This window comes from Gammaproteobacteria bacterium, from assembly GCA_016199745.1.
Classification (GTDB): domain Bacteria; phylum Pseudomonadota; class Gammaproteobacteria; order Acidiferrobacterales; family Sulfurifustaceae; genus JACQFZ01.
In genome coordinates, this window is record JACQFZ010000035.1 from 30,560 (window position 1) to 56,747 (window position 26,188).

Annotated in this window: 6 protein-coding genes; 5 read left to right on the forward strand and 1 reads right to left on the reverse strand. The window is 57.5% G+C overall.

The annotated features are described in order from the left end of the window. Positions 1–365 precede the first annotated feature (365 nt). From HY308_08800 to HY308_08820, 5 genes are read left to right on the forward strand one after another with little or no spacing between them, the layout of a single operon-like run. Complete coding sequence (locus HY308_08800) at positions 366–5,864, forward strand: SDR family NAD(P)-dependent oxidoreductase (GenBank protein ID MBI3898381.1); 5,499 nt, start codon at positions 366–368, stop codon at positions 5,862–5,864. A 17-nt stretch (positions 5,865–5,881) separates the two neighbouring features. After that, positions 5,882–6,841, forward strand: coding sequence for a 2,3-diaminopropionate biosynthesis protein SbnA (sbnA, locus tag HY308_08805; GenBank protein MBI3898382.1), 960 nt, complete (start codon positions 5,882–5,884; stop codon positions 6,839–6,841). Beyond that, on the forward strand, positions 6,841–7,899 hold the full coding sequence (sbnB, locus tag HY308_08810; protein ID MBI3898383.1) for a 2,3-diaminopropionate biosynthesis protein SbnB: 1,059 nt from the start codon (positions 6,841–6,843) through the stop codon (positions 7,897–7,899). The genes sbnA and sbnB overlap by 1 nt, the downstream gene beginning before the upstream one ends. Positions 7,900–7,912: 13 nt before the next feature. Beyond that, on the forward strand, positions 7,913–16,093 hold the full coding sequence (locus HY308_08815) for an amino acid adenylation domain-containing protein (protein MBI3898384.1): 8,181 nt from the start codon (positions 7,913–7,915) through the stop codon (positions 16,091–16,093). Beyond that, positions 16,080–25,709: an amino acid adenylation domain-containing protein gene (locus tag HY308_08820; protein MBI3898385.1), complete on the forward strand. Its 9,630-nt coding sequence runs from the start codon at positions 16,080–16,082 to the stop codon at positions 25,707–25,709. Before HY308_08815 ends, HY308_08820 begins: the two co-directional genes overlap by 14 nt. 14 nt (positions 25,710–25,723) lie before the next feature. Here the strand turns inward: HY308_08820 and HY308_08825 are convergent, their stop codons facing one another. Then, a complete protein-coding gene (locus HY308_08825) occupies positions 25,724–26,134 on the reverse strand; it encodes a hypothetical protein (GenBank protein MBI3898386.1) in 411 nt (136 codons plus the stop codon). Between the last annotated feature and the right edge of the window lie 54 nt (positions 26,135–26,188).

Sequence of the window (26,188 nt, forward strand, 5' to 3'; positions counted from 1 at the left end):
CCATTGCCTCCAACGCAGCCCTCAAACACGCCTTCGTACGCAGGAATGTTCTCGGGAAGTTAGTTCTTAAGCGCCGATACTCACGACTTGTTCAGTTTTTCCACCATCTTGCAACCGATCATGATTTTTTTAGATGGACCATTCTAATTTTTAAATAGCCTCAAATTCTTAATGTGTCAGAATGATGACGTAATCATCTCAATTAAAAAACGCGCGCGGCATATTTCTGTAACGCTTCAATTGAAGCGACTTAGAGACGGTAGTCCACGAAGGGAATCTCAGTTGTCCGAGAACCGAGGTTCGCCTCTGTTCTTTTTCAGCCAATAAAAACGTAAAGCCTTTGTATAGGTCGCTGAGGACAGAATGTGGATAGATCTTATTCGGCAGATGCCCCCGTAGCGATCATAGGTATCGGTTGCCGATTTCCCGGGAAAGTAGATAGTCCTTCAAGCTTTTGGGATCTGTTAGCACGAGGTGGCGATACCATCATCGACGTGCCGCCGGATCGATGGAATAGCGCTCGCTTCTACGATCCCGATCCTAAAAAATCAGGGAAGTTGTATTTCCGGGCGGGTGGATTCTTACAACATCGAATCGACCAATTGGATGCCGCGTTTTTCGGAATCTCTCCACGAGAAGCGGAAGATCTTGACCCACAGCAACGCTTGTTGCTCGAGGTTGCTTGGGAAGCTATCGAGGATGCGGGCTTAGTTCCGGCACATCTCGCGGGTTCCGAGACGGGCGTCTATATCGGCGCCTTCGCGCTTGATTATCTGCTGACGCAGCTCAATCCGCTCAATCGACACGCGATCGATCAGCATACCGCGGTCGGCATTACGGCGACCATTTTATCCAACCGCCTCTCCTACCTGTTTGATCTGCGCGGTCCAAGCATGACCATGGACACCGCTTGTTCCTCGTCGCTGGTGGCGCTGCATCATGCCTTTCGGGCGGTGGCGTCAGGTGAGTGTGTGCTCGCACTCGCGGGCGGCGTTAACGTCATGCTGCGTCCGGAATTTCCCATCGCCATGTGCAAAGGCGGTTTCTTGTCGCCGGATGGCCGCTGCAAGAGCTTCGATGCGCGCGCCGATGGCTATGGACGCGGCGAAGGCGCCGGCATCGTCGTTTTGAAACGACTTAGCGATGCACTGAACGACAACGACGCGATTTACGCGTTGGTGCGCGCCACCGGCGTCAATCAAGATGGTCGCACCGATGGCATCACCGTTCCCAATCGCGTCGCACAGGAAACATTAATCCGCCGAGTGTGTGCGCAGGCGAAATTGTCTCCGCGCGCCATTCGTTATGTCGAGGCACACGGTACCGGCACCGCGGTCGGCGATCCGATCGAAGCGGCGGCGCTCGGTGCCGTCATCGGTAAAGACCGGGCACCGCACGAAGCGTGTCCCGTGGGATCGGTTAAGGCCAACATCGGCCATCTCGAAGCCGCGGCCGGCATCGCCGGCGTCATTAAGTCGGCGTTGTGCCTGCAACATCGGCAAATTCCGCCGCTCGCGAATTTCAACGCGCCTAATCCGGCGATTCCATTCGAGCAGCTTGGACTGCGCTTACCGCTGCAGACAGAGCCCATGCCTGACGGTGAAGGTCCTGCGTGTATTGCCATCAATTCCTTCGGCTATGGCGGCACCAACGCGCACGCCGTCCTGCAGGAAGCGCCAGCAGTGTCGGCGGTGCGCGCCGCTGAAGAAACACGAGAAACGTTTTATCTGTTACCGCTGTCGGCACGCGACAAGCCGGCACTCACCGATCTGGCGCGGGCGTATCACGCGCGATTACAGCAACCGGATGCGCCGCGACTTCGCGACCTTTGCTACTCCGCCGCGCTGCGTCGCGGCCATCATGAGCGTCGGGTCGCGCTGGTGGCGGAGTCTGCGGAAGCCATGTGTCAGCAATTGCAATCGTTCGTCGCGGGAACACCGGCAGAAGGTATTGCCAGCGGAACGTCTTCCTTCACGGGTCAGAAGCCGGTCTTTGTGTTCACCGGCATGGGTCCGCAATGGTGGGCAATGGGTCGCGAGTTGTTGCAACACGCGCCCGAATTTCGGCGCGTGGCCGAAGCGTGCGACGAATTGTTTCAACGACTAGCAGGTTGGTCGATTCTCGCTGAATTGACCGTGGACGAGAACCGTTCGCGCATGACGCAAACGCAAGTCGCCCAGCCGGCCAACTTCGTCCTTCAGGTTGCGCTGGCGGCGTTGTGGCGTTCATGGGGCGTTGAACCTGCCGCTATCATCGGCCACAGCGTGGGTGAAGTGGCGGCAGCGCATGTCGCCGGTATTCTCGATTTAGAAAAAGCCATCCGAGTCGTTTATCACCGCAGCCGCTTGCAACAACAAGCGGCTGGTTTAGGCACCATGCTGGCGGCAGGTATTTCGCAAGCGCAGGCGGCGCCGCTGTTGCAGCAACATCGGAACGTCTGTCTCGCCGCCGTCAACGGACCGGAGTCCGTCACCTTGGCCGGCGACCCCGGCGAGTTGCAGCAGATCGCAACGATGTTGAATGGCCAAGGAACCTTCAACCGCTTGCTGCAAGTCGAAGTGGCCTATCACAGCGCTTACATGGATCCGCTGGTACCGGCGTTGTTCGAATCACTGGGGGATTTGAATCCCAGCTCCCCCACCGTTCCGTTCTATTCCACCGTAACCGGCGCGCGCGCGGTATCAGGCGTGGGCGACGCCGCCTATTGGGGCCAAAACATGCGCGAGCCCGTGTACTTCGCGCGCGCAATGGATAGCCTGATCCACGAGGGTCATCGTGTATTCCTTGAGGTAGGCCCACACCCGGTATTGTCGAATTCTATAAAAGAGTGCCTGGCACAACATGCCACCGATGGCGTGGTATTGGCGTCGCTACGGCGAGAGCAGTCGGAGCGACATACCTTATATATGGCGTTGGCCCAACTTTATACTGCGGGCGGCATGGTGGACTGGAGCCGGTTCTACTTGAGCGGCGGCAAGTATGTTCGTCTGCCGACCTACCCCTGGCAGCGCGAAACCTACTGGCGCGAAACGGAAGAGGCTCGTTTCGATCGCCTCGGCTCCATGGAGCACCCGCTACTAGGATGGCGCTCGGCCGGCCCGGTCCCGTATTGGACCAACCGACTAAATAAAAACCTCCTGCCCTACCTCGAAGATCATCGCGTCGATGGCTTGGTGATTCTGCCAGGCGCCGCCTATGTCGAAATCGGGCTTGCCGTTCATCGCGTCGCTAGCGGGCACATGCAAGCAGCGCTCGAAGATCTTGAGTTTCACAAAGCGCTTATCCTTGAACCACATCAAGAACCCAATCTTTTTGTTACCTACGAAGAATCGACGCAGAATTTTTCGATTTATAGTCAGGCAGAAGGAGCCAACTGGGCGCTACATGCACGCGGCCGGTTGGCGTCGATAAAAGAGGCAGACACCGAAACGATTTCACTGGCTGAACTGCAAACCCGGCTCACGTTACCGATCGACCCCGGAGATCACTATGCCGATATGCGCCGACGCGGTCTTGAATACGGTCCGTATTTTCAAGCGATACGCGGCCTGTGGCACGACGACGAACACAACGACGTCCTCGCTCACATTGAAGGACACGCGTCGCTGGCCCTCCAGGAATATCAACACCACTTACACCCCACCTTGCTCGACGCCGGCTTCCAAACCTTGCTGGCAACGCTCCATCTCGAAGACGACGACAATCTCTATGTGCCGGTGCGCATACAACGGGTGCGCTTCCTTCATGCGCCGAGCAACAACTTTTGGTGCTACGGCAGGCGAACGAAAAAAATCGATGACGCGATTGAAGGTGACCTGACAGTCTTCGATGAAACCGGCGCTATCGTTGCGCAGTTGACCGGCATTCGCGCGCAGGCCCTGACGAGGCGCGATCACGACGCGCTGATCGAAAGCGGCAACTGGTTATATGAGTTCGCGTGGCAGCGGGCGGCTACTGTTGATGCGCCGATCAACGCCGGACGCTGGCTGGTATTCGAAGATAACACTGGTGTCGCAGAAGAACTGATCCCCAAACTCGAGACCCATGGCGATCAAACCGTCATTCGCGTGCGCTCAGGGACAACATTCCACCGCGATAGCGCCGCTCGTTATTCGATGCGTCCCAATGACAAAGACGACATCGAGAGGCTTTTGCAAGAAACCGCGCCTCTCGGCCTGGAAGGCATTGTTTATTGCTGTGGAATCGACGCTGATGCGACCGATCCAAACGTCGCGCCCTCGCCCTACACGATCGCTGCCATCAACTTAATTCAAAACCTTGTCAAAGGCCGTGATGCTTCACCTCGACGCTTCATCGTTGTTACGCGTTTAGCACAACCGGTCCGCCCGCAAGAATCCGAGCTGTCGGTGGCGCAAGCGTCGCTGGTGGGTCTCGTGCGTGTCGCCATCAACGAGTACGGCGAACGGCGTTTTCGCGCGATCGATATCGACGACAGCGCCGATGCGGCAACGACGCTGGCGCAGGAGATAGTAGCGAACAGCGACGAAGAAGAAGTCGCTTGGCGCGACGGTGAACGTTACGTTCCCCGTCTCGTGCGCAAACGCCGCCAAGATTTGGACACGACGACCGTTGCCCCTGCTGACGTCCCCCTATTCCGCGCTGATGCGACTTATCTTATTACCGGTGGTTTCGGCGGTTTCGGATTGAAAATTTCTCGTTGGCTGATCCGCCACGGCGCACGCCATCTCGCGCTCGTCGGACGACGCGGCGCCGGCACGCCGGAAGCCGTCAATGCCGTAAACGCATTGCGACGCGCGGGCGCTAATGTGTGGACCGCCGCGGTCGATGTCGCCGATGAAACGCACGTGCAACAACTTATCGCGCAGCTCACCGCCGACATGCCGCCGTTGCGCGGCATCTTTCATACCGCTGCGGTTTTGGACGATGGCCCGATAAGTCAACTCGATCGCCAGCACGTGAAAGACGTGATGCAACCGAAAGCGGCCGGCGCATGGCACCTGCATTGCTGCACTCTCGATCTTCCGCTCGATTACTTCGTCCTGTTCTCATCGATTGCGTCGTTGCTCGGCAGTCCTGGACAGGCGAGCTATGTCATGGCCAACACGTTTCTCGACACCTTGGCGCACTATCGGCGCGCGCGCAATTTGCCGGCAATCTCCATCAACTGGGGAGCGCTGAATCAGGTTGGCATGGCGTCACGTCATAAGGGGGTGCAACAGTACTTCCAGCGCGCCGGTGTTGGTTCGTTTACGCCACCGCGGGCGCTGAAAATTTTAGAAAAGATTCTCCGCTGGAATCGCGCTCAGCTCGGCGCCTGCACCATCGATTGGCGTTTATGGGGGGAGCTCTATCCGACGTGGGCCACCTCGCCACGCTATCGGCATCTGCTGGCGGATCAGGAACGGGACAATGCTCTCTCACAGAACCGAACGCTGTTTGGTCATTTGACCGAACTTGCACCGGCGGAACGCGATGAGGCGGTGCTAGCGATAGTAATGGATCTTGCGTCGCAAACAATGAAGCTCGCACCGGAGCGAATCAATCGCTCGCATTCACTGCTGAGTTTGGGATTGGACTCGCTGCTGTCGATGGAACTGCAAATGGCGATCGAGAAAAAAATCGGCGTCAAAGTCTCCATCATCGAATTGATGAAAGGCAGCAGCCTCCAACAATTGGCAAGACATTTGGTATCCCGGATACCTCTAACCGGCACGAAAACGTCGGCGTTGCCACCCGTACCCAGCACGGCGATGAAAGCGACCCCGCAATCCGATCAGTTCGGCACTGAAAACACGCAAGCAATATTTACACAGACCAAGATCGACAGGTTGACCGACGAAGAAGTTTATCGTCTGTTGGAAAAACTGCGCACAGAAGCTTAAGAGGGTTATACATTTCGATGCTGTATAAAAACCCCTGCGAAGTCATTCTCGACGACGTCTTCGTCTCGCTCGAAAAGCTGGAACAAGATCTTCAGATCTATCTCAAGCTCGAGTGTTTCAATCTAGCGGGGTCGATTAAGCTGAAACCGGCGCTCGCCTTCGTTCAAGATTTGGAACGGCGAGGAATACTGACGCCGAACAGTCGCATCATTGAATCGTCGTCCGGCAATCTCGGCGTGGCGTTAGCCATCGTCAGTAAAGTTAACGGCTATCCATTCACCTGCGTAACGGATCCGAATGCGTCTCCCCACAATTTACGTTTGATCGCCGCTTATAGTGGCGAGGTAATCGTCGTAAAAGAGAGAGATGAAAATGGCGGGTATCTGAGAACAAGAATACGTCTTATCGAGTCGCTGCTCAGCAAAGATCCTTCCTTGGTTTGGACAAATCAGTATGCCAATCCGGTCAATAAAGACGCGCACCGAATTTATACCGCGGCCGCGATTCACCGGCAGTTCCAAAATTTAGATTATTTATTCGTTGGGACTGGAAGTTCCGGCACGCTCATGGGCTGTGCCGAGTACATGAAGCAGCACAGCCCGCATACGCGCGTCATCGGTGTCGATAGCGTCGGATCGGTGACCTTTGGTTTTGCTCCCGCGAAACGACACATCCCCGGTATCGGTGCCAGTCGTCGTCCCGAGATTTTCGATCCGGCGTTGGTCGATGACGTAGTGATGATCCCGGAAGCAGAGACGGTGGCGATGTGTCGCCGATTGCGGGACACCTGTGGAATATTAGCGGGAGGCTCAACCGGGACCGTGGTGGCGGGAGTTATGCGCTACAAATCTCGTTTGCCGCGCGATGCGACCGTCGTAGCGATATCGTCGGATCTGGGCGAACACTATATCGACACTATTTACGATGATGTGTGGGTTCAAGAAAAGTTTCCGCACGTAGTGGATTTATGCAATTGATGCGCGAGCAACGAACAAACCGTGGAGGAACCGATGTTCATGACGAACCTTCCGACATCGGCTTTCACGTCGTCGGCGGTAAAGTGGCTCAAAAAATAATTCGCAGCAACAGACGCGAGATCATTTCACTAGTGCGAGACGCGTACATCGCCCACGGCAATGGCGATTCCGTCGATCCACCGAGCAGTTTTCTCCATTTCCCGGAAAAACCCAATTGCCGGATCATCGCCAAGCCCGCCTACTTAAAGGGCGCCACCAACGTGGCGGGCGTCAAGTGGATATCCAGCTTTCCCGGCAATATCGAGCGCGGAATACCGCGCGCCTCCGCCGCGCTGCTGCTGAACGATATCGACACGGGTTATCCATTCGCCTGTCTCGAAGGCTCGATTATCAGCGCGGCGCGTACCGCGGCATCGGCGGTGCTCGCTGCCCGGCTATTGGGCGGCGGCAAAAAAGTTTCCTGTGCCGGGTTTATCGGTAACGGAATAATCGCTCGTGAAATTTTCGATTTTTTTATTGACGATGGCTGGCATTTCGATCGTCTGTGCCTCTATGACTCAGTAGGAAAATATAGCGAGGCGTTCAAGAACTACATCGAGAAACGCAATGACGGCGTCGTTTCTATTTGCGTCGATCATGACGAACTAATCCAAAACTGCGAATTGATAACGTTTGCCACGACGGCGTTAGAGCCTTATGTAAAGAATTTGGATTTATTTTCGCATCATCCCCTCGTGCTCAACGTCTCGCTACGCGATTTGAGTCCAGACGTGATCATCGTTTCCAACAATATCCTAGACGACGTGGAACATTGTTTAACCGCCAATACGTCTCCTCATCTCGCGGAACAATTGCTGGGTAATCGGTCGTTCGTGACCGGCACCCTCTACGACGTGATGCGTGACACCTGCAAGTCGGCGAAATCCAAACCGACGATATTTTCGCCGTTTGGGCTCGGCATTCTCGACGTGGCGTTGGGGAAATATGTCTTCGACCGCGCCGGAAAAAGCGGGTGGATACCGATACCCGATTTCTATCCAGATCTGACACGTTGGTGAGGGATTAAGAGTCATGCCAACGAACACCATTCCGCCGTCTCTCGACGCTCTAACCCCTCAGCAACGGCGTGAATTGCTCGCCCGACTTCTGCGCAATAATGCCAATCAGGACCGAGTATGGCCGGTGTCCAGCGCGCAAGAGGGAATGTGGTTCCAGCGCTATGCCGATCCCGCGAGCTCCGCTTTCCACGTGGCGCTTGCCTTGCATTTGCATTCCGAGTTCGACGTCGCGGCATTGCGCCGCGCGTGCCAGCAATTCATCGATCGTCATCCGCTGTTGCGCGCCGTTTTCCGGATGGAGGCTGGTCGGTTGGTTCAGAGGATCGCCGCACAGCAGACCATCGACTTCACCGTCGTCAACGTTTCAGGCATGGACGACGCGGCACTGCGTCAGCGAGTGGATCATGCCTACCGTCAGCCGTTCGACCTGGAGCGCGGTCCGCTCGCTCGGATCGCACTATTTCGCCGCGCCGGCGACGATCACGTGCTGCTGTTGACCGTGCATCACATCGTCTACGACGGCTGGTCGATGTGGATCACATTGGATGAGCTCGGGCGACTCTATACCGCGGAGGCAACGGCTGTTCCTGCGACGCTGCCATCGTTACCCGGTTCATACGAAGCCTATGTGCAACGCCAGGAAGCGATGCTTGCGAGCGAGCGTGGCGAGCAGCTGTGGTCGTTCTGGCGCGATGAGTTGACTGACGTGCCAGCGCTGCTGGACTTGCCGCATGATCGGCCGCCATCCTCGGAAAAATCACGGCGCGGTGCATCGTACAAATTCACGCTGACACCCCAGTTAACGACGCGCATCAAACAACAGGCGCGATCCTGCCAGACGTCGCTCTTCGTCTGGTTACTCGCGGTTTATCAGATCTTGCTATATCGCTATACCGGGCAAGAGAAATTCTCGGTCAGTTCGGTCACCGCCGGACGAGGCACGGCGGAAGATCTCGATATCGTCGGTTACTTCGTCAACCCTATCGTGCTCAAAGCGGATTTGGCCGCCAATCCCCGCTTTGTCGATTTCATCGAGCGCGTACGCCAGACCGTGTTGCGCGCCCTCGACCACCCGGATTATCCGTTTGCGTTACTGGTAAACCGTCTACATCCCCGACGAGATCCGAGCTATTTGCCGTTTGGTCAGGCGTTCTTCCTGCTGCAGCAGGCGCAGCGTACCGGCGCGAGCGCCAGTTTGACGAGCGAGCGCTTTCATTGGGGGAGCCTGGAACTCGAGCACTACGATCTGGCACAGCAGGAAAACCAAAGCGAACTGGACTTGGAGATGATCGAGTTTCAGGGCGGACTGCTTGGCACCCTCAAGTACAACGCCGATCGGTTCGATCGTTCGACCATCACGCGAATGGTGGGGCACTTTGTTAATCTGTGCGAAGCAATCCTACAGAATCCCCAAGCTTGCGTTGCCGATCTACCGTTGCTCAGCGCGACCGAACGCGCGCAACTTCTGGTTGAATGGAATCGCAGCGATCACGACTTTCCGCTGGATCAGACCTACGCCACTCTGTTTGCCCGCCGAGTCGCGCAACACCCTGATCGCGCGGCAGCGGTCTGCAATGGGGAATCGTTCACGTACCGCGAGCTCGATCAACGCGCCCATCGAATTGCGCAAGGACTGCGCGACGCCGGCGTCGACTCTAATCATTTAGTCGCCCTACTGGGTAAACGCGACTTTGCCTTGATGGGCATGATGATCGGCGTATTCAAAGCCGGTGCGGCGTTTCTGCCGCTCGACGTCAATCATCCGCCCCAGCGTTTGCGCGAGATACTGCAATCGAGCGGAACCACCACATTGCTGGTATCCGAGTCGGCGAGCGGTTGGCTTAAGGAAGTCCTGCGCGATCTCAAGACGCCGCCAACCATCCTGATCGCTGAAACATTGTTGATGCAAGCAGCAATCGTCGATTTACCGGTATCAGCAACGCCGCAGGATCTTGCCTACGTGATCTTCACCTCTGGCTCTACCGGTAAACCCAAGGGGGCCATGATTGAACAGCGCGGCATGGTGAATCACATGCTCGGTAAAATTCTTACGCTGGAAATTACCGAAGCCGATCGCCTAGCGCAAACGGCCTTTCCCTCGTTCGATATTTTTATCTGGCAGATGCTCACGGCGCCGTTGGCCGGTGGTGTAACCCATATCCTATCCGATACCGCGGTGCTCGATCCGTTGCGTCTGATCGAAGTGATCGAGCAAGAAAAAATCACGCTACTAGAAACGGTGCCAAGCCAGCTACGTCACCTCCTCGATCTATGTCCGCAAAATGCATCGCTCTCGTCATTGCGTTGGATGATACCGACCGGTGAGGCATTGCCGCTGACGTTGACCCAAGACTGGTTCGAGCGCTTCCCCGGTATTCCCCTGATGAATGTCTATGGGCCGGCGGAATGTTCGGACGATGTCGCGTTCCATCCGATAACTACTCGACCCGACGATAACAGCACGATTCCCATCGGACGTCCTACGCCGAATAACCAACTTTTTATCCTCGATAAATATCTTCAACCGGTCCCGATCGGCGTAGCCGGAGAAATTTATGTCGGCGGTGTCGGCGTCGGTTGCGGTTACTTAAATGATCCCGAGAAGACCCGCGAATCATTCGTGCCGAATCCGTTCGCGCCCGGGAAGCGCTGCTATCGCACCGGCGATCTGGGGCGTTACCGTGCCAATGGCGTGATCGATTTCTTGGGGCGGCGAGATCATCAAGTAAAAATACGCGGCGCGCGTATCGAGCTCGGCGAAATCGAGGCCGCCCTCGGCGCGCTGCCGGATGTGCACGAGGCTGTTGTCGTTGCGCGGGAAGATCGCCCGGGCGATAAGCAATTGGTGGCATACGTGGTAACGAAACTCGATCCTCATGAATTGCGCAATGCCCTCGCCAGTCGGCTGCCTGAGTACATGCTTCCCACCGCTTATGTGGCGCTCGACGCGCTACCCGTCACGCCCAACGGTAAGCTGGATCGCCAGGCGTTAGCGGCGCCCGATGCATCGGCACGCGTGACCCGCCCTTACGAATTACCGCAAGGTCATCTCGAGCGTGCCGTTGCCGCGGTTTGGCAGGAGCTGCTCAATATCGAGACCATCGGCCGCCACGATAACTTCTTCGAACTCGGCGGCCATTCGTTGTTGGCCGTGCAACTGATTGCACGACTACGTCAATTGCCGGCGTCGGAACAACAAGGGCTGACGATTGACGCGGGCGCCGTGTTTTCTGCGCCCACGGTGGCTGGGCTGGCGGCGGTCATCGCCGGCGACGCTACCAAGCCGACTTTTCAAGTGCCGCCCAATCGGATTCCCGTCGACTGTACCGCCCTCACTCCCGATTTATTACCGCTGGTATCGCTGACACAAGCAGAGATCGACCGGATTGTTTCAGATGTCCCCGAAGGCGTCGCCGACATTCAGGACATCTACCCGCTGTCGCCGCTGCAGGCAGGATTTCTTTTCCATTACTTGATGGAAACCGAGAGAGACATCTACATGCTGCGCTCGGTGCTGACCTTCGACAACCGGAACCGATTAGAAAGTTTTCTGGCGGCGTGGCAAACCGTGCTTGATCGTCATGACATCCTGCGCAGCTCGATTCACTGGCGCGGCCTGTCTCGACCGGTGCAAGTGGTGCATCGCCAAGCGCAGCTGTCGGTGAAAGAGCTAACGGCAACCGCATCGGACGATGCACTGACGCTGTTACAGCACCACACCGATCACCACAAGCGTCTCGACTTACAACGCGCGCCGCTGCTGCAGGCGTATACGGTGACAGATCCGAAGAACGGGCAGTGCTACGTAGCGTTGCTCTATTCGCACTTGGTATGCGACCAAGTGACGTTGGGCGTCGTTATTGACGAGACGCAGATGCTGCTTGCCGGAAAGTCCGATCGGCTGCCGACACCGCTACCCTATCGAAATTTTGTTGCCCAAACTCTCGCGCTTCCGACAACCGAACAGGAAGCGTATTTCCGGCAACAACTCGGTGATATCGATGCACCAACTGCCCCCTTTGGTCTACTCAACGTACCGGGAGATAGTGCTCATATAAAAGAAACTACGGTTGCGTTGCCGGAAACGCTGTCACAGCGCTTGCGCGATAGCGCCCGACGACACCGTGTCACGCCGGCGGTGTTATTTCATTTGGCCTGGGCTCAGGTCGTTGCCGCTTGCAGTGGCCAGGATGACGTCGTCTTCGGCACCGTGCTACTAGGACGTTCCCACGGTATGGAAGGTAACGATCGGATACTCGGCGTAGTGCTTAATACGCTGCCAATTCGATTCTCGCTGGCGGCCAAATACAGCGTCAGTGAAGCGGTTCAGCAAATGCGCCAACGTCTAGGCGAGCTACTGGCGCACGAGCATGCGCCGCTAGCGCTTGCGCAACGCTGCAGTCGAGTGGCACCGCCGCTGCCGCTGTTTACCACGCTGTTGAACTATCGGCATAGCGACCCTTCCGCGGCCGCTATGTCGGCTTGGGAAGGCGTGCGCTTGCTCGCCAGCGAGGAACGTACGCACTATCCATTTACCATCGCCGTCGATGATTTCGCCGCCGGATTCTCGTTGACGGTTCAATGCCAAGCGATTGCACCAGCGCGCATCGCCGGTTATTTGCACACCGCTATCGAAGGACTGGTGGACGCATTGGAGCATGCGCCGCAGCAACTCCTCGATACTCTCAGCATCTTGCCGTTGAGCGAGCGTGAGCAACTGCTGATCCGATTTAACGAGACCGCGGTAAATTACCCGCAGGGTCAATTGATCCATCAGTTATTCGAGGCCCAAGTCGAGCGGACACCATTAGCCACCGCTGTGGTGTTCGAGGGGGAGCGCCTTAGTTATGGCGAGCTCAATCGTTGCGCCAATCAAGTGGCGCATGCACTCTTGTCCTTCGGTATTCGTTCTGACGACCGCGTCGCACTCTATGTCGAACGCGGTTTCGACATGATGATCGGTCTGCTCGGTATCCTCAAAGCCGGCGCCGCCTATGTGCCGCTCGATCCGAGTTACCCCGAGGCGCGATTGGCATTCATGCTGGCGGATAGCGCACCGACGATAGTGCTGACGCAATCCGCGTTGTGTAACCGCTTGCCGAAAGTCACTGTGCCGGTGGTAGCGTTGGATGCAGCCGATAGATTCCTGCAGCAGCCGGACACCAATCCGGATGTGAAGTCCGGTCTTACCGCATCACCTCTCGCCTATGTCATCTACACCTCGGGTTCCACGGGACAACCCAAGGGAGTGATGGTCGACCACGCATCCGTCGTAAACGTTCTACGTCACTTCTCGGAGACCCTCGATATAACGCAACAGGACGTGTTGTTGGCAGTGACGACCTTGTCGTTCGATATCGCCGGTCTCGAGTGGTACCTGCCGCTAATCAATGGCGGGCAAGTCGTCCTTGTTGACCGACGTCATACCGCTGATGCGGAGTTCTTGATACAGGCGATTGAGCAGTTCGCTATCACCATCATGCAAGCGACCCCGGCGACGTGGCGACTGTTGCTGGCGGAGCGTTCCCCTTTCCTCTCTTCCTCGCTAAGAAGCCCCCTCTCCCTTGTTTCCTCCCCCGGTTGCTCCAGCGCATCCTGCGCTCGCGACATTCGCGCGTCCATGCGCAGCACAAGGGGGGAGGGAGACCCTGCGGTTGTTGCTGAGGTGATGACGAATGGTTGGCAAGCGTTACAACTCACGGCGCTTTGTGGCGGAGAAGCGTTACCGACGGAACTAGCCAGACGACTGCGCCCACGGGTGAAGGCGCTGTGGAATTTGTATGGGCCGACGGAGACGACGATTTGGTCGACGGGGCTACAGATACTCGCTAGCGGTGTCGCTACACCCATCGAGCCGATTGGTCGCCCTATCGCCAACACGCGCATCTATATATTAGATGCACATAAACCGGTGCCGATGGGAGCAACCGGTGAAATCTATATCGGCGGGACCGGTGTTTCGCGCGGTTACCTGAACCGACCCGACCTCACCACTGAACGTTTTCTCCCGGATCCGTTCACCGCCACGCCCGACGCCCGAATGTACCGAACCGGCGATCGCGCGCGCTATTTGCCGGACGGCACGATCGAATTCCTCGGCCGCACTGACTCGCTGGTAAAGATCCGCGGATTTCGGATTGAGCTTGGCGAAATCGAGGCGCAACTGAAGAAATTCCCTGGTGTACGTGAGGCGGTGGTGACGGTACGCAACGACCTCGGTGACTTGCGTCTCGTCGCCTACTTATTGCGTGCTTATTACCCCTCTCCCTTCGGGAGAGGAGATGGGGTGAGGGAAATGCCGCTATCTTCGACAACAAACTTCCCTCACCCCGACCCTCTCCCGGAGGGAGAGGGAGAACAGCCGTCGACAGATGATGCGATATCGATCGCCGATCTGCGAACCCATCTTGCAGCGGCATTGCCAGAGTACATGCTGCCGGCGGCTTATGTGGTGCTCGATGCGCTCCCGCTCACGCCCAACGGTAAGCTCGATCGTACTGCCCTGCCGGCACCGAACGATGCGACTTACCTCCAGCAACGGTACGAAGCACCGATCGGCGCTGTCGAGATCGCTATTGCCAACCTTTGGCAGACATTGCTCGGCGTCGATCGCGTCGGTCGTCAGGATCATTTTTTCGAGCTCGGCGGCCATTCGCTGCTGGCCGTGCAATGCATCAACCGATTGCGCGAGACGTTGGCGGTCGACATTGAGCTGCGCGAGCTCTTCGCCGAACCGAGGCTGCAAGGTTTCGCGCAACGCGTGGCGGCGGCGACACGGGTTGTACTGCCACCGATTCTGTCGATAGATCGCGCGCAACCGTTGCCGCTCTCGTTCGCGCAACAACGCTTGTGGTTCCTCGATCAATTAGATCCAGCCGCAAGCGCCGCGTATCAACAACCGGTGGCACTGCGGCTGCAGGGCAAGCTCAATGTGCCGGCGCTACAGGCGGCGTTCAATCGACTCGTCGCACGACACGAAACGTTACGCACAACCTTCATTAAAGCCGGCGGCGAACCGCGGCAAGTGATCGCACCGGCCGAGTGCGGATTTACCTTGACGCAGCAGGATCTGCGCGATGCGACGCCACAGGAACAGCAAGCCGCGGTAAATCATCTGGTCAGCAACGACCTACGTCAGCCGTTCGATATCGCCAACGGGCCGCTCATTCATGGATGCCTGCTGGTGCTCGGTGACGACGAACACATTCTCTACCTCAATCACCATCACATCATCTCGGACGGCTGGTCGATCGGAATTCTGGTTAAGGAGGTGTCCGTGCTCTACGCGGCGTTCGTGCACGGTGAACCGGATCCGTTGCCGTCGCTGCCAATTCAATACGTCGACTACGCGGTTTGGCAACGGCAAGCGCTCTCGACCGACATCGTCCGCACGCCGCTCGATTTCTGGCGTCGACAATTAGCGGACGCGCCGGCGTTGTTGCAACTGCCGTTCGATTATCCGCGCCCGGCAAGACAGAGTTATGCCGGCGCTGCCGTCCGCTTCACGCTCTCCGTCGAACTGACCCGCGCGCTCAAGACCCTGGGCCAGCGCCACGGCACCACGCTGTTCATGACGTTGCTCGCCGGCTGGTCGATTTTACTGGCGCGCCTCAGCGGGCAATCCGATCTCGTCATCGGCACCGTGGTCGCCAATCGTCAACGGCCCGAAGTGGAATCGCTGATCGGGTTCTTCGTCAACATGCTGGCGTTGCGGATAACGCTCGATGACGAGGCGACGGTTGCGCAGGTGCTGAGCCAAGCGAAAGCGTTGACGCTGTCGGCGTTTGCCCACCAACACGTTCCGTTTGAGCACGTGGTGGAAACCTTGCAGCCGGAACGCTCTCTCAGCCACAGCCCACTGTTTCAGGTAGCGCTGGTGTTGAACAACACGCCGATGGACAGGAAAGCGACCTTGCCCGATTTACAACTTGCACCGATGGAACTGGCGCGCACTACGACTTCATTCGATTTGCTGTTATCGCTGAACGAGACCGGCGATCACATCGCCGGTGAACTGCAGTACGCGGGCGCACTGTTCGAACAAGAGACTATCGAACGCTTCGTGGGGCATTTGCAGACGCTGCTGATGGCAATGATCACCGATGACACACAACCGATATACGAGTTGCCGTTACTTTCCGCCGTAGAGCGTCAGCAACAGCTGGTGGAGTGGAATGGCCATGAAACGACTTGACCTTCCCGAACAACTCATCCACCAGTTGTTCGAAGCGCAAGCGGCAACGCGACCCGACGCGACGGCGCTGACATTCGAAGATCGAACGCTTTCTTACAATGAACTCAATCGCCGCGCCAATCGCGTGGCCCACGCACTCTTGGCGCTTGGTGTTCGCCCGGATGACCGAATCGCCATTTGCGTCGAGCGTGGCTTCGATATGATCATCGGATTGCTCGGCGTCCTGAAAGCCGGCGCCGCGTATGTGCCACTCGATCCCGCGTATCCTCGCGAGCGTCTGGCATATTTGTTGGCCGACAGTCAGCCGTGCGCGCTGCTGACGCAAACGGCGTTGCGCCAACAACTGCCGGCGGAGCAGGTCCCCGTGGTGGTATTGGATGATCGCGATAGCGCGACCGCGTTGGCATCCCTGCCGACGCATAATCCCGATCCGGCCAGTCTCGGCGTAACGCCTCGACACCTGGCGTATGTGATCTATACCTCGGGCTCGACCGGCATGCCGAAGGGGGTGATGAATCACCACGGCGGGCTAGTCAATCTAGCGCAAGCGCAGGTCTCGTTGTTCAACGTGACTCCCGAGAGTCGAGTGTTGCAGTTCGCGTCTTTTAGCTTTGACGCCAGCGTTTGGGAAATCGTCATGGCCTTGAGCAACGGCGCTTGCTTGTCTCTTGCATCACGGGACGCGTTGCAGCCGGGCGAGCCGTTATTGACCCTGCTAAAGCGCGCGCACATTACTCACCTGACCTTGCCGCCGTCCGTGTTGACTACCCTCGCCGAAGATACGGATCTCGCACCGATGACGCTGATTGTCGCCGGTGAATCCTGCGCGCCCGAATTGGCGCGGCGTTGGGCAAATCGACATCGCTTGTTCAATGCCTACGGTCCGACCGAAACCACGGTATGCGCCACAATCCACCCTTGTCGCGCCGATCATGTTGGCGACCGGGTACCGATTGGACGCCCCATCGCCAACCTGTCGGCCTATGTGTTGGACCCCCGTCGGCAACCAGTCCCCATAGGTGTCGCTGGTGAAATCTATATCGGTGGCATCGGTGTTGCGCGTGGCTATCTCAACCGTCCCGAACTAGCGGCCGTGCGCTTTGTGCCCGATCCGTTTAGCACGCAAGCGGGCGCCAAACTGTATCGCACCGGTGACCTCGGTCGGTATCGAAAAGACGGCACGATCGAGTTTCTCGGACGCAATGATTTTCAGATCAAGTTACGTGGCTTTCGCATCGAGCCCGGCGAAATTGAGGCGCAGTTACTCAAAGCGACCGGCGTGCGCGAAGCGGTGGTGGTGGCGCATGAGGACAAGCGCCTGGTTGCATATGTGGCGGCGCAGGATGGCGCCGAGTTGTCGACAGCGGCGCTGCGCGCGCACTTGCTCCCGCGATTGCCGGAGCACATGGTCCCAAACGCCTTCGTAATTCTTGAACGCCTACCGTTGACACCCAACGGTAAGATCGACCGCAAGGCATTACCGGCGCCGGATGCATCGGCGTTAGTTACGCGCCTCTATGAAGCGCCGCAAGGGAAAATCGAACGCGCGATCGCCGAGATCTGGCAAGATCTGCTAGACGTATCCTCCGTCGGCCGTCAGGATCATTTCTTCGAGCTAGGTGGCCATTCATTGTTAGCCGTTACGCTAATCGAACGGTTGCGGGAACAGGGCTGGTGCATCGATGTTCGTACCGTTTTTGATGCGCCGACCTTGGCCGGCTTAGCAGCGGCCATGACAAGTGCGCCGGCCATCCCTCGTGTGTTAGCGCCGCCGAATCCTATCTCCGCTGACTGCACCCACATCACCCCTGCTCTGCTACCGCTGGTATCACTGACGCAGACGGAGATTGACGCCATCGTCGCCAACGTATCCGGCGGCGTCAGCAACATCCAAGATATTTATCCGCTGACGCCACTGCAGGAAGGTTTGTTGTTCCATCATCTGCTGGAGACCGACGCGGATGACGTCTATCTGTCGCGTGCGGTGCTGGCGTTTGCCAATCGCTCCCGGCTGGACGATTTTCTAGCGGCGCTACAGATCATCATCGATCGTCACGATATTCTGCGCAGCTCCGTTCACTGGGACGGACTGTATCGACCCGTACAAGTCGTGCATCGTCGCGCCCGACTGCTCATCGAGGCATTGCCACCGGTGGATTCCGGTCAAGTTTTGGCGCAATTGCTTGCGCTTACCAATCCGCGTGGTCGCGATTTCAACCTACAGCGCGCTCCTCTACTAAGTGCATATCTTGCAGCTGACCCGCTTTCCGAATCGTGCTATTTGGCGCTTCTGTTTCATCATCTGGTCGTCGATCACATTACCCTGGAGATCATGATCGGTGAGACTCAGAAGTTGCTCGCCGGGCAAGCCGATTCGCTGGCAACACCGTTCCCCTACCGCCATTTCGTGGCGCAGGCGTTGGCTGTGTCTGTCTCAGGGCATGAGACATTCTTTCGCAAACAGCTGAGTGATGTGGATGCGCCAACCGCGCCTTTCGGCATCTTGGTGAAATCAAGTGACGCTGGGTTCGAGATCGATCCTGTCACCGTTCCCTTGAGTGAAACCCTGGCACAACGCGTCCGACGCGTTGCCCGTCAGTCGGGCGTATCGCCGGCGGTGCTGTTCCATGCGGCTTGGGCTCAAGTCGTCGCGCGTTGCAGCGGTCGCGACGACGTCGTGTTCGGCACCGTGCTGTCGGGACGGCTGCAGGGCGCTCAGGGCGCGGACCCGCTGGTAGGAATCCTGCTGAACACCTTGCCTATCAGACTGTTGTTGGCAGGGAGAAGTGTTCAGCAGATAGTGCAAGAAACGCATCGTCGTTTAAGCGAGTTACTAGAACACGAGCTGGCGCCGTTGCCGCTGGCGCAACGTTGCAGCGGTGTCGCGCCGCCGTTGCCGCTGTTCACCACCTTGCTTAATTACCGACATAGCTCCGCCACCGGCACTGCCACCGCGTGGGACGGCATACAGCCCATTCGCATCGACGAACGCACCCACTACCCGTTCACTATTTCCGTGGATGACTTCGGGCAAGGGTTTGCGTTGACGGTGCAATGCGAAGTGATCGATCCATCGCGCATTGCCGGTTACTTGCAGACTGCGATGGAAGGACTGATCGAAGCGCTGGAACATACGCCGCAACGACCGATCGGCACTATTAACATCTTGTCGCCGAGCGAGCGCGAGCAATTGCTGGTCGGTTTCAACAATACGGCCGTTGACTATCCAAGGGATCGATTGATCCAGCAATTGTTCGAGGTGCAAGTGGAGCGGTCGCCGACCGCGATGGCGGCGATTTGTGATGGACACGAACTCACCTACCACGAGCTGAATCGACGCGCCAATCAACTGGCACACCATTTCATCGCACAAGGCATCCGTCCTGATGATCGCGTCGCGATCTGTGTCGAGCGTGGGCTCGACATGGTGGTGGGGCTCCTCGGTATTCTTAAAGCGGGGGCTGCGTATGTGCCGCTAGATCCGAGTTATCCGATAGAGCGATTGCAGTTCATGCTGGAGGATAGCGCACCGGTTGGGTTGTTGACGCAGGCATCGCTAAAAGATCGTTTGCCTCGGCACACGCTCCCAGTGGTGGCAATAGATACGGATACCACTCTCGCCCAACAATCTCACGACAACCCGGACCCGACGGTGTTGGGGTTGACGGATCAACACTTAGCTTACGTAATCTATACCTCGGGCTCGACGGGCGCTCCGAAAGGCGTTGCCATCGAGCACCGAAACACCGTCAATTTGATCCGTTGGGCACGGTCGGCGTTTACCGAGAAAGAACTCGCCCACACGGTATTTTCAACATCGCTCAACTTCGATCTGGCGGTGTACGAATGCTTCGTACCGCTCTCGATCGGCGCTGTCATCGATATCCGACACGACCTGCTGGCGTTGGCCAGCGCACCTTCTCGTGTCATTACGCTGATCAATACCGTGCCATCGGCAATCCAGGCCTTGCTCGACCACCAAGGTATCCCCGACACAATCCATACGATCAATCTCGCTGGCGAACCGCTCAAACAAACGCTGGTTGACCGACTCTTCGGCGAGACCCGCGTCAAAACTGTGTGCAACCTCTATGGCCCCTCCGAGACCACGACCTATTCGACGTGGGTCGCCATGGATCAGGAGCAGGGATTTGCCGCGCACATCGGTCGGCCGATCGCCAATACGCGCATCTATATATTAGATGCGCATCGGCAACCGGTTCCGATGGGAGTGGTCGGCGAGCTTTATATCGGTGGCGCAGGCGTCGCACGAGGTTATTTGAACCGTCCCGATCTCACCGCCGAACGCTTCCTACCGGACCCATTCGTTGCCGACCCGGAGGCGAGAATCTACAAAACGGGGGACCTCGCGCGTCATCGGCCGAATGGCGATATCGAGTTCCTCGGGCGCAATGACTTTCAGGTCAAAATCCGCGGATTTCGTATCGAGTTAGGCGAAATCGAAACACAGCTACTCGCCTACCCTGGTATACGCGACGCTATCGTCATCGCCCGTGAAGACAGTCCCGGCGATCGGCGCCTGGTCGCTTACCTGACCACGCATGATCATCCAGCGGTATCGATTGCGGCGTTGCGTGAGCACCTAGCCAGTCGATTGCCCATATACATGGTTCCCAACGCCTTTGTCGTGCTTCCGCGTTTGCCGCTCACTCCCAACGGCAAAATCGATCGCCCGGCGTTGCCGGCCCCGGATGTCTCCGCTGGCATGAGACGCGCCTACGAGCCCCCGCAAGGTGATTTTGAACTAGCGATTGCCACGGTCTGGCAAGACCTGCTCGGCGTGTCGAGCGTTGGCCGCCACGACAATTTTTTCGAGCTCGGTGGGCATTCGCTGTTAGCCATGCAACTGATCGTTCGACTGCGCCAGTTGCCGCTGCTGCAGCAATCGCGATTGCGCGTCGATTTAAAAAGCGTCTTCGCTTCACCCACGGTAGTCGAATTAGCCGCTACCATCGCCGGCACGGGAGCGACGCCGACGCTTCAAATTCCTGCCAATCGAATTCCGGGTGACTGCACCTGCATCACTCCCGATCTGTTGCCACTCGTAACGCTGACTCAAACCGAGATCGACCGGCTCATTGCGATCATTCCGGAAGGACTCGCCAACATCCAAGATATCTACCCCCTATCGCCAATGCAGGAGGGGCTGCTGTTCCATCATCTGCTGGAAAGCGAAGGCGATCCCTATCTGCTGCGCTCGGTGGTGGCATTCGCCAGCCAGACCAAGCTCGATGCGTTTCTGGCCGCTTTACAAGCCGTCATCGATCGTCACGACATCTTGCGTAGCTCGATCCATTGGCGCGATTTGTCTCGGCCGGTGCAGGTCGTACATCGTCGAAGCCAGCTGTCGCGGAATCAATTAGCCGTTGCAACGACGAATGATGAATTGGCGCAGTTACTTCAGCACACCAATCCGCGTCATCGACGCCTCGACTTACAACGCGCTCCACTCTTAGAAGCGTATACCGCGGCCGACCCGCAGAGTGGCGAGTACTACTTGGCCTTACTCTATTCTCACTTGGTCATCGACCACGTGACCCTGGAAGCCATCATCGCCGAAATACACACGCTGCTCGCCGGCCGATCCGACGTGTTGCCCGCGCCCCTGCCCTATCGCCATTTTGTTGCCCAAGCGCTGGCGGTTCCGGCCAGTGAGCACGCCGCCTACTTCCGGCAACAACTCGGCGACGTGGACGAACCCACGGCTCCCTTCGGGATTCTCAACGTGCGGCGAAATGGCACCCAGATAAAGGAAGCGACGGTTGCACTGAGTGAATCGTTGTCGCGACGATTGCGCGACAGCGCCCGTCAAGAAGGCGTTACGCCCGGCGTATTGTTTCATGTCGCCTGGGCCCAAGTTCTCGCCGCTTGTAGCGGCCGTCAGGATGTCGTGTTCGGCACTCTGTTGTTAGGCCGCTCACGGGACATCGAAGGCGTCGATCGAACGTTAGGCGTATTCATCAATACGCTGCCGATCCGCCTGTCGCTGTCGGGACTGACGGTTCGTAAAGCGATTGCAGTGGCCTATCAACGCATCAGTGAACTGCTGGCACACGAACATGCGTCGCTGGCGCTGGTCCAGCGCTACAGCCAAGTGATGCCGCCGCTGCCGCTGTTTACCACGCTGCTGAATTATCGACATAGTCACCCACAGCCGGCGGCGACCATGGACGGTATGCGGATTATCGCCGGCGAAGAACGTACGAATTATCCCTTCACCATCTCGGTGGATGAATTCCCAACAGGATTTTCTGTAACGGTCCAATGCGAAGGCGTAGAGCCGGCGCGCATCGTCGGCTACTTGCACACCGTCATCGACGGTCTGGTGGAAGCGCTGGAAAACACATCGCAACGACCTCTCGACACCCTAAGCATTTTGCCGGCGACAGAGCGCGCGCAGTTGCTGACAGCCTTCAACGACACGGTGAAGGGTTATCCACGGCATTCATTGATCCATCAGTTAGTCGAGACACAGGTTCAGAAGACACCGACAGCTACGGCCGTTGTCTGCAACAAGCAATCGCTTACCTATCGCGAGCTGAATCAGCGCGCCAATCAACTGGCGCATCATCTGATCGAGCACGGCATTCGTCCTGACGATCGCGTGGCGGTATGTATCGAGCGCGGTGTCGAAATGGTCATCGGACTCCTCGGTATTCTCAAAGCCGGCGCCGCGTATGTGCCGATCGATCCCTGTTATCCGATAGAGCGATTGGCGTTCATGTTGGCAGACAGCGCTCCGTCGATGTTGTTAACCCAAGCTACGCGGCGTCAGCGTCTGCCCGTCGGAAAATGGCCTACGTTGATGTTGGACGATCCGGTGTTTGCATTGCAACCCACGTACGACCCCGATCCCGTTGCGCTCGGTCTAACCGCCAGTCACCTGGCTTACGTCATCTATACCTCCGGCTCTACCGGGAAACCGAAGGGAGTCGCTATGGAACATCAGGCATTGATGAACCTGCTGCACTGGCAGCACCGATCCAATGCGTACTCATGTCCGCGAACCGCGCAATTCGCCGCGTTGGGATTTGATGTGGCATTCCAGGAAATATTTTCGACGATCGGTTTCGGCGGTGAGTTGGTGCTCATTCCTGATGACGATATCCGCCGCGACTCCTCCGCGTTAGCCGCATTCCTCGGGGCACAACAGATTGAACGGCTGTTTATTCCATTTTCCGCACTGAAGCCGTTAGCGCACGCTATCGTTGAACAACAGCTGGCGCTGCCCACCCTGCAAGCGGTGATTACGGCCGGCGAGCAGTTGCGTATCGAACCGATGATCCAACAATGCTTCCGGCAGCTGCGTAGCTGCCGTCTGTATAACCACTACGGTCCGACCGAGACGCATGTCGCGACATCGTTCTTGCTGGTGGAGCAAGTCAATGAATGGACGGCGCTGCCGCCGATCGGCAGACCGATCGACAATACCCAGCTGTACGTATTGGACCGTGAACGGCAACCGGTACCGATCGGTGTTGCCGGCGAAATTTATATCGGCGGTGCCGGCGTTGCTCGCGGTTATTTGAATCGGCCGGCACTGACGGCCGAACGTTTCGTGTCTGATCCATATAATCGGCACGCCGATGCGCGACTGTATCGTACGGGCGATTTGGGCCGTTGGCGCGCCGATGGCACGCTGGAATATCTTGGACGCAACGACTTTCAGGTCAAGATACGTGGCTTTCGTATCGAGCCGGGTGAGATCGAAGCGCAGTTGCTCGCCTGTGCCGACGTACGCGAGGCGGTGGTCGTTGCGCGTGCAGAGGGTGCAGACCATCGGCGGCTGATCGCGTATGTCATCGCCCAACCGGGTAAGGAAATACCCGCCGCCACGTTGCGCGAACAACTGAACGAGCACTTACCCAACTACATGGTGCCAAGCGCTTTCGTCGTGCTCGAACATTGGCCACTCACCCCCAACGGCAAGCTCGATCGCGCCGCCCTACCGGCACCGGACACGTCAGCGCTCGCGAGCCAGCCTTACGAACCACCACAAGGCGACATCGAGTGTGCTATCGCATCGGTTTGGCAAACATTGCTGCAGGTGCCTCAGGTCGGCCGCTACGATGATTTCTTTGCGCTCGGTGGACATTCGCTGTTGGCCGTGCAGTTGGTCGCACGGTTGCGCCCATTGCTCGATCGTGAGATTCCACTGCGCGATGTGTTCGCACACCCGACGCTGATCGCACTGGCGCGCGCGATCGGCAACACCGGCGCTGCCAAGTTGCCCCCGCTGCCGCACGCGGATCGGACGCGATCGTTGCCGTTGTCATTTGCGCAGCAACGGTTGTGGGAATTAATACGGCAGCAACCGAAGGCCAGCACCGCCTATCATCGGGTCGTCTTGTTGCGATTGCACGGTCCGGTCAATGTGTCGGCGTTGCAGATGACGTTGGATTGCTTGGCAGCGCGACATGAATCGTTGCGTACCCGATTCGTGGAGGTCGATGGTCAGCTGGTGCAGTGTATCGACGACGTAAACAACGGTTTGCGACTGCAGGTCGAAGACTGGCACGAGGTACCCGCCAGCAAACGTACAGACGTTATCGCAGACGTGGGGCACCAAGCGCTGCGCGAGCCGTTCGATTTCGCTAAGGGTCCGCTGATGCGTGCCCGCTTGTTGCGGCTCGCAGATCAGGAGCACGTTCTGCTGCTGGCATATCACTTCATTATCTGCGACGGCTGGTCGAGCAAAGTTCTACTGCGCGAAAGCGCTCCGTTGTATGCGGCGTTCGTACAAGGACAGTCAAATCCGCTGCCACCGCCGCCATGGCAATTCGCCGATTTTGCATCGTGGCAACGGCACTGGGCGGCGAGCACCGACGCGCAACCGCATTTGGATTTCTGGATCCGCCATCTGACGGGAGCGCCGGCGCGGCTGGCCTTGCCGACCGATCGGCCGTGGCCCACCGTCCCCTCATTCGCGGGAGCGAGCTTACCGTTCGCACTATCACCGAAATTGACCGAACAGTTGCGGCACCTGGCGCAGGATCAAGGAGCCACCTTATATATGATTTTGATCGCCGGCTGGGCCGCATTGATGGGGCATTTAAGCGACCAAACCGATGTCGTGATCGGTTCTGCCACCGCCAATCGACCGCGGCAGGAATGGGAAGAGTTGGTGGGGTTGTGCGTCAATACACTGGCGTTGCGGGTGCAGCTCGACGACGGTCTCACCGGCATCGATCTGTTGGCACAAGTGAAGGCGGCGGTGTTGGCGGCGTACGTCCATCAGCATCTACCGTTCGAGCGTATCGTTCAGGCACTGGCGCGGCCGGTCGGCTCCACCCTACAACCGCTGTTCCAAACGATGCTGACGCTCAATAACGCACCCGTGGATGGTGTTCAAGCGTTTTCTGGGCTTACTGTCGACGCCATCGTACCAGCGCAATTCACGTCTCGCTGTGAACTCAATTTAGGACTCAACGATGATGGCGCGATGGTTTCAGGTTCGTTGAGTTACTCCACCGAACTATTCGAGGCGGCCACGATGGAAAATATCGCGGATCAGTTTCAGCGGCTGCTGGAGAGCCTAGCCACCGCCCCTTACCAACGCATCGTCGATTGGGTAACCGGCTCGATCAACGAATGACTACCTTTTCCGTGCTAGTCAAAATGTTTACTATCCAAGATACCCGTTAATCGCTCCCGAAGCTCAAGAGAGAAAGCTTGCAAGACCATGCGTGGGCTGTGAAACAACTTTATGCTATTGATCTTGCCGATTTCATTCCGGGACAAGATTGTAACCCCCTTCACTACTTGCCCGTGAAACACGCCCTGCCACTCTAAGTAGATTTTGTTATTGGATCTAACTTCGTCGGTAAACTCGAGACTTTCATACATTTTGCTCGTGGCGGAAAAAAAGAAGCCGATCTCTGATGGGCCGATTAGGGAGTAATTTAGCGTGGAGGCATTAAGCTCCACATCAGGGGCAAACACGGTTTGAAAATCAGGCGTGCCAATTTTTCTCACTACCGAAATCCATGTCTCGCCAGGTTGATTCAATTGCGGCCTCATCTCGTTCTCTCACAAAAAAGAAGCGCGAGGATGCCGTTGCGCATCCTCGGCATT